This window comes from Rhodopirellula maiorica SM1 (assembly GCF_000346295.1).
In the GTDB taxonomy this organism is placed as follows: Bacteria; Planctomycetota; Planctomycetia; order Pirellulales; family Pirellulaceae; genus Novipirellula; species Novipirellula maiorica.
Map to the genome: position 1 here is coordinate 1 of NZ_ANOG01000930.1, position 13,223 is coordinate 13,223.

Annotated in this window: 5 protein-coding genes; 2 read left to right on the forward strand and 3 right to left on the reverse strand. The window is 55.8% G+C overall.

What is annotated here, in order from left to right; translation table 11 throughout:
• Positions 1 to 62: 62 nt before the first annotated feature.
• Positions 63 to 3,467, reverse strand: a complete 3,405-nt coding sequence (locus RMSM_RS29615) for a transglutaminase family protein (RefSeq protein WP_008706096.1) — start codon at positions 3,465 to 3,467, stop codon at positions 63 to 65.
• Positions 3,464 to 6,796 carry a transglutaminase family protein gene (locus RMSM_RS29620; RefSeq protein ID WP_008706098.1) on the reverse strand — a complete coding sequence of 1,111 codons (3,333 nt, stop codon included), beginning with the start codon at positions 6,794 to 6,796 and terminating at the stop codon, positions 3,464 to 3,466. The genes RMSM_RS29615 and RMSM_RS29620 overlap by 4 nt, the downstream gene beginning before the upstream one ends.
• A gap of 817 nt (positions 6,797 to 7,613) precedes the next feature.
• Here RMSM_RS29620 and RMSM_RS37525 point away from each other — a divergent pair.
• Complete coding sequence (locus tag RMSM_RS37525) at positions 7,614 to 9,248, forward strand: di-heme oxidoredictase family protein (RefSeq protein ID WP_052031869.1); 1,635 nt, start codon at positions 7,614 to 7,616, stop codon at positions 9,246 to 9,248.
• Positions 9,249 to 9,500: 252 nt separating this feature from the next.
• On the opposite strand, the gene pepN is transcribed toward RMSM_RS37525, so the two are convergent.
• A complete protein-coding gene (gene pepN, locus RMSM_RS29635) occupies positions 9,501 to 12,128 on the reverse strand; it encodes an aminopeptidase N (RefSeq protein WP_008706103.1) in 2,628 nt (875 codons plus the stop codon).
• Positions 12,129 to 12,574: 446 nt separating this feature from the next.
• Between pepN and RMSM_RS29640 the strand changes: the two genes are divergently transcribed.
• Positions 12,575 to 13,223: sulfatase-like hydrolase/transferase (locus tag RMSM_RS29640; RefSeq protein WP_040770150.1), on the forward strand; the 649-nt coding region annotated here is incomplete at its 3' end.

Below are 13,223 nucleotides of genomic sequence, written 5' to 3' on the forward strand. Positions count from 1 at the left end.
CTAACAGCAATGTGGGATGCCGCCTAGATCTGCAGTCGCCGCAGCTTGGGTGAGGTGACGTGTTAGACGACGCGGACGTCGCTCTGCACGATCATGCCGTTTTCTACTGCGACTTTCGTTAAGTCCAATAGGTACGGGAAACGGCGGTCGAGACGTTGCGTGGGCTTCGTATACTCGCCGCTTCCGGTGCTTTCGAATCGACCGGAGACGCGTACCGGCGATTGCGGTTCGGCGACCGGTGGCACGGTGGGCTTGCCGCCAGGGAGTTGCACGGGGGTCGGCGTTTCCACCGATGCCTCGGTACAGGTTTGGGGCGCCGCGGGATAATATGTGCAACCGCCAATCGATTTGCCGGTCCATGTGTCAATCAAGTCGAAGACCAACTTGGTTACTGCTGCAATAGTGGGATGCAGTGTCGAGGGTGGCTGCGTCACTTTGTAGCGAACGCCGGCAACATATTCGCCGTCGGTCACGCCTCGTTTCAGTGGCACCGATTGCCGGTTGCATGCCAATTCGTAGCGATCGGGGACCACACCACTTAGTCGCACTTGCAAACGTTCGTTGGCCACGTCAATAAAACGTGCGATCCCAGCCCCGGTGACCTCTTCGGCCAAAAGTGGCCATGGCTCGTGCGCTCGTCGCAGTTCGAGCGTGATGTCGCCAATTTGCACGTGTCCGAGTCGTGGGAAGTTGAGTTCAAAAATCGACCGGAACCAATCTTGCTGCAGCGGCAATCCGGATTCGTTCAAATCTCGGATCACCAAACCAAAGTCGTCCCAGAGGACTTGCGGCAACATAAACCGGTCGTGCAACTGGCTTTCCCAGCGGACCAGGGGGGCGGTATACGGACGGCGATGAAAGTGAGCCACGAGTGCACGGACCAACAACGCTTGTAGCGAGGCAAGTTTGGAGATCGGTGCCATGGCAAAACTTTGCAGCATGATCTGTCCCAATCGCCGACTTTGCCGCTCGGGAGCATACAGAGTGTCGACGCGGATTTCGGCCCGGTGCATGTTGCCCGACGCGTCGGCCAACAAGTGGCGAAGCAACCGATCGGGCAGCCATAGGTGAGGCGAATCACCGACCGGGAAACGCTCTAGCGCGATGCCGAGTTCATACAACGCATCGTCGCGACCTTCGTCTGGTCGCGGCGCGTTGCCACTCGGGCCGATCTGCGTTCCGGAGAACAGGTACGACAAACATGGATGGTTTTGCCAATAGCTAATCAGCGAACGCAGTAGCGGTGGATGTTTCAGAAACGGGCTGGTCGAGGGCGTCGGTCCGCCAAGCGTCAGCGAGGTATTGCTGCTAGCACGTTGGACCTTTTCCTCGTCGCACTCATCTAGGTGAGTTAGGTCCTCGGCATCTTCGGCCAAACCGCTTTCGGGCACCAAGCCAACCGCTTTGGCTTCGGCGAACACGGTCTCGTATAATTCCGATTGTTCTTGCCAGCTCGATGCCGCCGGTAGCGCGACCCGCAGTCGGTTGCGGTCAGGTTCAATGACAAAACGCTGCAGTCGGGCGTCTTGGGGTGGATCATAGCCCTCCAGCACCACGGGTAGCTCTAAGTCTTGGGCCGTTTCATGGATGACCGCGATCAATTCGACATAATGTTCGGTGTGATGGATCGGTGGCAAGAAAACGTGGATCGCGTTGTCACGCGGTTGGACGCACAATGCGGTACGCGGGGCTCGACCGTTTTTCTCGCTATCGAGGTCCTCGGGGGCGTCTCCGGCGGGCGAAATCACGGTTTGGCGTGCGCTGGTTTCGCCGTAGACCTGCGGCAATAGCGTCTTCTCTTCGAATTGGCTTGGTTCGGTGGCAATTTCATCGGCTTCGGTTGCATGTTTCGACAAGCTGCCCAGCGGCAATCGGAAACCCATCGAGAAGTCGCCAGGCAACAAATAGAGTTCGCAGCGGCGAAACTCCCATTTCCCACTGGACCAACGGTTTTGGATCGGATTCCAACGCAGCGGCAAGACGTAACCGGTCGGTGAGGATTGCGGTGACGAAAGCCGCTGAGCCAATCGTTGTCGACGCAGTGGGTCGGTTAGCTCGTCACGTTCCGGCACTTCGTTTAATTGTGATGGGGCCGACAAGAGCTGATGCAGGCGGTCCTCGTACGCCGCGATGACAAATTCCGGCTTGACTGACAAACCGGTCGCCAACGCGGTGGCGAATTGCTCTGCGTCATCACTGCTGACCTGTTTCGCGGAAGCTTCACCACCGGGCAATTGATTCGCTCCGAACCACAGCGGATGTCCATCGGTACGGTAGCAGCAACTCATTCGCCAACGCGCACTGCTCTCGCCACGGTAATGTTCGCCTTGGCCAATGTGCACGGCGCCGCCTGCTGCCCACTTGGATTTTAAACGTGCCAGCAGTCTCTCTGCAAGTTCGCGGTCATCGCAACCAGCGGACGTTGACTGTGACGTGGTTGACGGTGACGCGGTTGATGAATCGCGGATAAAATTAACTTCCGCGCTACTACACAACGCAATCTTTTGTTGCGACAAAATGTTATCGACGAAACGACCGGTTGCGGCGATGTCATGATAGTGGGTCTGGCTAAGCAGTTTGTTCGGAGCGGTTGGTTTCAATCGCCGCAGTTGCAATTGATCTCGCGAGCTTTCAACAAGCGGTTGTTTGATTCCCGTCAACGGCACCGTACGAAAACGATCTGGCGCACTGGCCAGTGGCACATGATATTCTGCGGTAAAGATCCCCAAGCTAGGGTCTAATCCGATCCAACCGGCGCCGGGGATAAACACTTCGCTCCATGCATGGATACGGGCGTTATCCGCACTGGCATCGTCGCTGATGTTTCCTTCGCCATCGGTCGACAGCGTGATCAGGTATCCCGATGTGAAGCGCGCGGCCAATCCAAGTGAACGCAAGCTTTGTGTCAGCACCCAGGCCAAATCTTGCGGCGATCCACCCCCATTTTCGATCACCGCGTCCAGACCGGACGATTTAGCATTGGACGACCAATCGACTTTCAATTTGTCCTGAACCTCGTTGTTCAGGTTCGTCAGATACTCGACCAGATAGCGTGGTGAGCGGTCGAGTGCTGCCAACCAACCTGCGAAGGCGTCCCCGCACTGCTGTAGGTGCAAATAGGGAATCAGTTCCTTGCGAATCTGATCGGGATATTCAAACGGATAGTCATTCGCAAACGGTTCGACAAAAAAGCCGAACGGGTTGAAGGGAACCAAATCGGCAATGAATTCGACGTCAAAGCCGACACGGCTGAACGGTTTCGGTAGATCCAGCCGGCCGAGATGGTTTTCAAACGGATCCCGCGCCCAGGTCAACCACACGGGGTCGGCGTGAACTTTGATCGAATAGGCTTCGATTTTTGCGGCGGTATGCGGCGCAGGACGCAGACGCAACCACAGCGTTGTCGGATCCAATTGACGATGAAAGACGAAGCTCAGATGATGGCAAAGGGCAACTCGCATGCTCATGATTTGTTTTCGCGACGCAGGTCTAAGGTGTGCGGATAATCGGAATTAAGTTCGGAGGCCGGATCACGATGCCCCAGTGGCGGCAGATCGGCGTAATAATCTTTCAATTCATCGACCCATTTCGGTCGCGGTGGGTCGCCGGCACTGTGCCCCCAGGACCAGAATCGTGACATGCGGCGAGCTTCTGCTTCAAATGCATTGACCGGGAAGGTTTCGTAACCCAATCCGCCTGGATGCGAAACGTGGTAAACGCAACCGCCGATCGACCGTCCGAGTTGGATATCGAACACGTCGAACACCAGTGGGGCGTGCATATCGATTGTGGGATGTAAACCAAAGGCGGCCTTCCATGCTTTGAACCGCACTCCGGCGACATATTCGTTGGCGATGCCGGTTTCCTGCAGTGGCAAACTGCGTCGGTTGCAGGTGACGCGATAGCGTTTAGGGTCGAGTCCGCGGCAAATGATCTCTAAACGTTCCACGGCCGAATCGACCACACGCGCTTGACGCTGAGCGCCGTCTTCTTCATCGAGCACCAACCACGGTTCCAACGCCATCCGCAGTTCCAATTCGACGCCCCCGTAGGTGACCCGACCATAAACCGGAAAACGGAATTCAAAAAACGGTTCGTACCATCCCAATTCAAATGGGTAACCGTCATCGGCCAATTCTTGCATCACCGATTGGAAATCGCTGCGGACATAGTGCGGCAACATAAATCGGTCATGCAGCGCCGTTCCCCAACGCACCAAGCGATGGCGATATGGTTTCCGCCAGAATTTGGCGATCAATGCTCTTAGTAACAGCATCTGTGCCAGACTCATTTGTGAGTGTGGCGGCATTTCAAAAGCACGGAACTCGAGTAATCCCAAACGCCCCTTGGGACGGTCGGCGGGATACAGTTTGTCGATACAAAATTCGGCCCGATGTGTGTTGCCCGTCAAATCGGCGAGAAAGCTTCGCAGGCTGTAGTCTAGATCGAGCGGGGAGACTCCGGTTTCAATTTCGCCCAGGCTGACTTCGAGTTCATCGAGCAAATGATTGCCACGTTCGTCAATCCGCGGCGCCTGGGAAGTCGGTCCGATGAACAATCCGGAAAACAGGTACGACAGCGACGGATGATGTTGCCAATACGTGATCAATGATCGCAACAGGTCAGGACGACGCAAGAAGGGGCTGTCGCTGGGGTGTTCCGCTCCGAGCGTGACGTGGTTGCCGCCGCCGGTGCCGGTATGCCGACCATCCAGCATAAATTTTTCGGTCGCAAGTCGTGACAGCCGTGCTTGTTCATACAAGGTGACGGTGTTTTCTTCGAGATCGTCCCAATTGTCGGCCGGCTGGATATTGACTTCGATCACACCGGGGTCGGGCGTGACCTTTAGTGAGTCGAGTTTAGGCGAATCAGGCGGCTCGTAGCCTTCGATCAAAACCGGAAATTGCAATTCGCCCGCAGTGTCTTCGATGGCGGCAAGTAGATCGGCGAAATGGTCAAAATTTTCCAGTCGCGGCATAAACACATACAAGTGGCCATGACGGGGCTCGATACACAATGCGGTGTACGGCACCTCCATCATTTGTTTGAAATAGGCGCGAACGGTTTCGGGTTTCGCGTCGGCGGCTGGCGGTGTGACTGCATCACCGACGGTCCCATCGTATTGGGGCTGCTCGATCGATGGTGGGATGTAGTCGTATTCAACGAGTTCTTCGATAGCCCACGGCAATTGGCCAAGTGGCAACCGCAGCCCCATCGGGGATCCGCCCGGCATCAAAAACATTTCGCCGCGAGGGAAGGTCCAGGTGCCGGAACGCCAGCGATCGCGAGACCAATCAAAACGTAGCGGCAACGCATAGCCAATCGCTCCGTCGAGTCCGCGAGCAAGGGCGAGACTGAGGTCGTCGCGATATTGCCGTGCCCAAGGGATCACGATGTTGTCCGCTCCGACCTGCTGCTGACTTTCCCGCCACAGGTAGTAGAGCCAATCTTCGCGTGCTGCGATCAAGAAACGCGAATCGATTCCCATTTTGGATGCGACGACTTGTCCAAAACGTTCGGCATCGTGGACGGTCACGTCGGTCGGTTTGGTTTCGTCGGCGATCAACCGGTCGTCACGCCAAAGCGGGACTCCATCGTTTCGCCAAAAACATCCGAGCGCCCAACGCGGCAAGGGTTCGCCTGGATACCATTTGCCTTCGCCGTAATGCAGTAATGCACCGCTGGCAAACGAGTCCTTTAATCGCTTCAACAGCACGCCGGCGCGCTCACGTTTATGAACGCCCAATGCTTCGGTATTCCACTGGGCTCCATCCATGTCGTCGATCGAGACAAACGTCGGCTCGCCACCCATGGTCAGACGCACGTCGAGTTCGTTTAGCTCGTCGTCGACTTGGCGTCCCAAAGCGCGAATCGATTCCCATTGATCGTCGGTGTACGGCTTGGTGACTCGTGGATCTTCGTGGACTCGCGTGACAACATTGCGAAAATCGAACTCGACCTCGCACTTTTCCGAAGCTCCGGTGACAGGGGCTGCCGACACGGGGTCGGGGGTGCACGCCAACGGGATATGCCCTTCGCCGGCGAACAAGCCCGAGGTGGGGTCCAAACCAATCCAACCAGCACCGGGAATATAGACTTCGGTCCAGGCATGCAGATCGGTAAAGTCGTGATCGGTGCCGGAGGGACCATCGAGCGATTTTTCGTCGGGGGTCAGCTGGACGAGATATCCGGAAACAAAGCGGGCGGCTAAACCGATATGACGCAGAATCTGAACCAGCAGCCAAGCGGTGTCGCGGCACGAGCCGGTACGCATTTCGAGCGTTTCTTCGCACGTCTGGATGCCGACCGCCATGCGGATGTTGTAACCGATGTCGGCCTGAAGTTTGGAATTGATATAAACCAAGAAGTCGACACAGCGTCGAGGTGTCAGATCGATCCCCGCAACCCACTGAGCCAATAACGGTCCGTCGTCGGTTTTTTCAAAGTACGGTTCGAGTTCGTGGCGTTGCAGCGGTTCGTACTGGAACGGGAACTTTTCCGCGTAATCTTCGACGAAGAAATCGAATGGGTTGATTACCGTCATTTCGGCAACCAATTGGACGTCGACCACGAACTCGGAAACCGGTTCGGGGAAAATTACGCGGGCGATCTGATTTCCAAACGGGTCCTGTTGCCAATGCAGGTGATGTTCCGACGGTTCAATCTTTAGCTGGTAATCGTGGATGGGCGTCCGCGCGTGCGGTGCCGGACGCAACCGGATCAGATGCGGTGACATCCGAATCGGACGGTCGTAGAGATAGCGAGTGTAATGTTCAATGCCAACGTGTATTGCCACGGCTATGTCGGCTCCGTCGGTTCGCTAGCCGAGGCACCGCAGAGGCGCATCGCTGGAACCTTGATTAAGTGTCAGTTCAAGTTGATAAGATCCGCCGCGTAGAGTGTAATCGAATAGCCCGCTGATTGTCAGCGAAAACGGACAAAGTGTGCGGCCGCAAAAACAGCGTGTGCGAAAAGGACGTTAACGCGTTTCAAAGGGGTTTTGCGGGCTGAATTGATTCTCAGGCTTTTTGGTATCGGTAGTGACGCGAGGCTTTCGATCCTCGGCGAATGCCCACGAAACTCTTGACGGTTTGTTGAGTTAATCGTTTCACCGTCAGCCGCAGGCGTCCTCGCTCCGGTGTGCCGTGGGCCGTCAGGGACCGGGTAGTGGGAGGTGGGAGGTGGGAGGTGGGAGGCCGCTGACGCGTCGCGGATCAATGAATCAACAAGCCGTTGACAAGTTTCGCTACGGCATGGGGACCGTCTGCCGCAGTTTTTGATGTCTGTCGCGATCATCGCCGGACTAGCCAAAAGGCAACGCTGTGATGCACATATCTTCCGTGTTTTGCGAGGTTTTCGCTCCCAATGCCATCGACTTTGGCAACCATTGGGGGATGCTCAAGTAGTGGGATTCGCCAGAATTCCCATCTTTGCTGTCGAAACACTAGGAACTCTGGCGAGTCCCACTACGAAAGTAGATGGCAATGGGCTCGCGGCTTGCCGCGACAAAACACTTCACAGCGTTGGCCAAAGGGAAAAAACTTGCGGCGCCCCCTCGATGTGCCATAACGAGGCGTGTCGATGGGGGGCGGTCACTCGATGGGAGACTTTCAATGCAGACGTCAAAGCGGACTTTCACTGGGTCATTCGTTATTGCGGGGCTGCTCAGCGTGTTGCTGCCCTGCGTCGCCTGGGGACAAGAATCGGCGATTGAAGCGAGAAAGCAGTTCACGGGGCGGCAATTATTCGAGCACCAATGGCAGCCGGACCCGGCATCCCTCGGCACGGTTGCCCCGCTCAAACGCGTGAACGGGGACGGTCTCGGGCCGCTGCACAACGGCACCTCCTGCGCCGAGTGTCACACCAACGGAGGCGGCTCAGGCGTCCAGCACAACATCACACTGATCACGGTTGATCCAAGGTCACGTGTCTTGACGGATAAGAAGCACGGCGGCGAGCGACTGCTCGAAGTCTTCCCCGCACTGCTGGGACCTCGCGGCAAGATGGTCTTTAGCACGGTCGTTCACAACCGCTCGACTCGGCCAGGTTATTCATTGATTCGCGATAATTTGGCGTCGTATGTCCCAGGCGGAATTGACAACACTTGGTTTTACCCCGAGCAGCGCAAAAGTAGCGTGATCGCAGCGCAACCGGTTGTCGCCGGTCGTCACGAGAACGTCGACTTTTATCTCAGCCAGCTGAATTCACCTGCATTGTATGGTGTCGCCGCGATTGACTCGATCCGTGTGGAACGAATCATTGCACTGGCCGAACGCCAATCTAAAAAGACAAACGGCAAGATCACGGGCCGATTCGTCGGCAAATTTGGTTGGCGAGGACAAGTCGCAACTCTGAGTGAATTTATCACCCAGGCGTGTGTTAATGAGCTAGGGCTAACGCTCGGTGATGCTCCGCGCGCGCGGCGAAGTCGACGAGCGGAAATTGACACGTTCAGTTCATCGGACAGTGTTGACCGCGAGGTGGCGCAATCCGACAGGGGCATGATGGGGAGGATGTCATCGTTTGTAACAGTGACCCAAGCGGGCGATCCAGCGGATTGGAAATATGTCAATACAGGCCGAGACATGACGTTTGATGAAGTCATGAAGCTGACTCGTTTTGTAAGCTCGCTTCCGCGTCCGAGTGAAAAACCGCAAGCGGATCACAGCTTCGATCAAGTGCGTGAAGGCGAGCGGCTGTTTGGATCAGTGGGCTGTATCGATTGCCACGTTGCCGATGTGCGTCCCGTGTCGGGGATTTTTAGCGATCTCTTGTTGCACGATATGGGGGCCGGTTTGCAATCGCCTCTGTCCGCGCCAGTTGGTATGAGCACGAAAGTGCATTTGATCAGACCGGTTACGTTTAATGAACGCGGTCCGATGGCTTCGACCGCTCAATCGGCTTACGGATCCGGCGATTTCGACGTTCGGATGCCCAAACCCTATCCGCTTGACGAACCCGAGCAGCCTCAGTTTCCTCGCGGGACCGCACCTGAATCCGAAGTGGTCTACTGGGACACACTGCAGCGTGAATGGCGAACTCCGCCGCTTTGGGGAGTGGCTGACAGCGCGCCCTATTTGCACGATGGTCGCGCCGAGACGCTCGAAGAGGCGGTATTGTGGCACGGCGGCGAGGCAGCGGAATCTCGAAATCGTTACTACGATCTATCTCGAGCGGACAAGGATCGCATGTTAGCATTCTTGTCGTCGTTGCGAGCGCCCGAGTTGACGGAAAACGAAACCAAATAGCCTAACGCTGTGCAGCATTTTTTCGTAGCGAAACTCGCAGAGAGTTTCGGGTTTACTCGCGTGGCCGAAAGACTCTGCGACTTTCGCTACATTAATTCGCGTTTTCCGTATAGGGAAAAATGCTTCACAGCGTTGGCCCAAACGGCTAACAGCAATGTGGGATGCCACCTAGATCAGCAGTCGCACTCCGTTTGGGAGAGGTGGCTGCTGAAGTGGCCAGCGGCTGATGACAGGCTGGAAGCCTATCCCACATTAAAAATGCAATGCTCGCTGGACGATTTCGTGGACGTCCTTGCATAGTCCTGGATGCTCCGCGATCCGTTTTAGCTCGTCTTGCATTTGAGTCTGTCTCGACTCGTCAAAGCGACGGTAACTGTTGAACGCGGCGACCAAGCGGGCGGCTAGCTGTGGATTCGCCGACTCGATCTCTAACACGTAATCCGCAAGCAGTTTGTAGCCGGCGCCGTCGGCTTGATGGAATCGCACTTGGTTCTGTGTGAATGCGCCGATCAACGAGCGAACGCGGTTGGGGTTGTCGACGCTGAAGTCGGGATGCGATGTCAATTGTTTGACGTGCTCGATCGTATCAGGGCGACTCGACAACGCTTGCACTGCGTACCATTTGTCGATCACCAATGGATCGGTTTTGTATTGATCGTAGAACGCGGCAAGGGCGGCATCACGTTCGGGAACATCCAAATTTGCCAACAGCGACAACGCCGCTTGCTTATCAGTCATATTGTCCGCTTGATGGAACTGATTGCTGACCCGAGAAATGCACGCGGGGACGTCCAAAACGGACAAATAGGCCAACACGACGTTTTTGAGTCGGCGGCGATTGATTGATTTCTGATCGTTCTTGTAGGCTCCGTCGGCTGCCAGTTCGTTGTACAACGACGTGAGCTCGGACTGGAAGCACTCCGCAAGTCGCCGGCGGTAAAATTGGCGAGCGGTGTGTAGCGAATCAGGATCGATCACGTCCATCTCTTGCCCCAACACGCTCTCGCGAGGCAAGGTTAACGCAAGCGCTTTGAAGGCCTCGTCAAACGAATTGTCACTTAACACGCGGCCAAATGCGTCGCGAAATTGCTCGGACAATTCTAATGCCCGTCCGTCTGCAAGGCCATTCGCTGCATCAATTAGCAGTTTCGTCGCCAACGTTTGCCCGGCGTCCCAACGATTGAACGGATCGTTGTCGTTAGCCATCAAGAACGCAAGTTCCTCGTTGTCACGCTGCATCCGCAAGCGAACCGGCGCTGAGAATCCGCGCAATACGGATGCAATGGGTTTTGCACTGAGTCCGCTAAATGTGAAAGTCTCGGTCTCGGTGTCCAACATCACCACGCCACTGTGCTGCTCGATTTCTTCGCCGCTTTCGGCATCTAACAATCCCACACGTACTGGCAAAGGAACCGGATTTCGGTCCTCGGTTCCGGGGTTGCCGCCGGGCAGCGTGGGGTAGGATTGTGTCATCGTCAACGCGTATTCGCTTTTCGCCGCGTCCCAGGATTCCGTGACGGTCAATTCCGGAGTACCGGCTTGCGAGTACCAGCGATCGAACCGATCGAAATTGATGTTGTTAGCGTCCGCCATCGCCGCTCGGAAATCGTCGCAAGTGACGGCCGAATTGTCGTGTCGCTGAAAATATAGATCCATGCCACGTCGAAATCCCTCGGCGCCCAAGATCGTGTGGTACATGCGAATAATCTCGGCACCTTTGCGGTACACCGTCGCCGTGTAGAAATTGTCCATCGAGATATACGACTCGGGGCGAATCGGGTGTGCCATCGGACCGCTGTCTTCGACGAATTGGCCTGCTCGCAATCCTGACACGTCATCGATTCGTTTGACTGCGGCGGAGGTTTGATCGGCGGTGAATTGCTGGTCTCGGAAAACAGTCAAACCTTCTTTGAGCGTCAGTTGGAACCAGTCGCGACAAGTCACGCGATTTCCCGTCCAATTGTGAAAGTATTCGTGGGCGATCACGGCTTCGATCAACATGTAATCTTCGTCGGTCGCCGTGTCGGGAAGCGCAAGGACGTATTTGGAATTGAAGACGTTGAGGCCTTTGTTTTCCATCGCGCCCATGTTGAAGTCGTTCACCGCGACGATCATGTAGATGTCCAGGTCGTACTCGAGTCCAAAGACGTCCTCGTCCCATTTCATCGACTTTTGCAGTGACACCAGCGCGTGTTCGCACTTGTCGATGTTTTGTGGCTCGACCCAGATCTCGAGTGCGACATCGCGTCCGCTGCGGGTGGTGAATGTGCCTCGGTGACACTTTAGGTTGCCAGCGACCAATGCGAATAGGTAGCTCGGTTTGGGAAACGGATCTTCCCAAACCACTTCGTGACGACCATCGTCCAGGTCTTTGGCAGCGATCCGGTTGCCGTTGGACAACATCACGGGACAGGTTTTTTTGTCACCGCGGATCGTGACGCGGTAGGTCGTCATCACGTCGGGACGATCAAGGAAATAGGTGATCCGGCGGAAACCAACCGCCTCGCACTGTGTGCAGTAATTGCCCGAGGTTTGATAGAGTCCCGAGAGTGATTTGTTGGTCAGTGGCGAGACCAGGACTTTGGTTTCGATTTGACACGACTCGGGCAAATTCAGCAGCGTCATCCCATCGTCGCGGAGTTGGTATTGATCACCGTCGAGTCGCTTGCCATCGATCGCGACAGACTGCAACTTCAAATTTTCGCCGGCGAGGTCCAACGTGTCGGACGGCTGCTGCGAATTTCGTCGCACCGCGATGCGGGCCGTCACCAATGTTTCGCGAGGATCGAGGTCGAATTCAAGCTCGACGTTCTCGATCCAATAGGTGGGGGGACGGTAGTCGCTACGAAGGACAGGTTGAATCGATTGCGTGGCGGTCAACGATCTAGGCTCCGGCAAAAAGTGGGTTGCGAACGCTGTATTTGAGCCGAAATTGCCGGTGGTGGACCAGCCCCTTGAAAAAATCCGCACTTTGCTGGTCGTCGTTGAATTGTTGCGATGGATTGGCGTTTAAGATTGGCTCTGCGGCTGAAACAGTCGGGACAATTGTTCTACAATGTGGAAAGTCACGCTGAACGCCCCTTTGCCACTGGTTCCCCCCAACGGTTTATGACAAACGACACGACAAAACCCGAGCCCAAACCGTCTCGTCCTGCCTGTCCGGTATGCGGCGGGGCCATGATCGAAATCCGAGCAAAACTGCAATGCTCGCGTTGTCACACGATCTGCGAAACCTGCTGCGAAGGCGGTCCGGGGTAACCTCGGGTATGATCTTGTTGACTGAGATTGATTTGCACAAATATTTAATTCACAACGGGAATGACATCTTGAGACGATTCACATTGATCCTGCTGCTGGCGTCTTTGGCCCTCTTCGTGGCTGCGTCACCGGTCGAGGCCAAACGTCCAAACATCGTTTTTATCTTGGCGGACGATTCGGGGTATAGCGATGTGGGCTGTTATGGCGGCGAGATCGCGACGCCGAATTTGGACGCACTCGCCGACAACGGACTTCGTTTCACCCAGTTCTACAACACCGCGCGCTGCTGGCCGACACGCGCGGCCCTGATGACGGGGTTTTATGCCCAGCAAGTCCATCGCGACGCGTTACCGAAACTGGGCGGCGGTGGCCGTGGTGTGCGTCAGTCGTGGGCGAAATTAATTCCTGATTATTTGAAGCCGCATGGCTATCGCAGCTATCACAGCGGTAAATGGCATATCGATGGCAACGTACTCGATGCGGGATTCGATCGTTCGTACCGAGTCAACAATCAAGGCAACTTCTTTACCGACCGAGGCAACCTCGTCGACGACGTTCCGGTGAAGGTTCCTGAGGACGAGACGGGCTACTACACCACAACCGCGACGGCGGAACATGCGATCGAGTGTTTGCAGGATCACGAAAACAACTTTAGCGAACGGCCGTTCTTTCACTACATCGCGTTTATCTCGCCACACTTTCCGCTGCATGCACTGC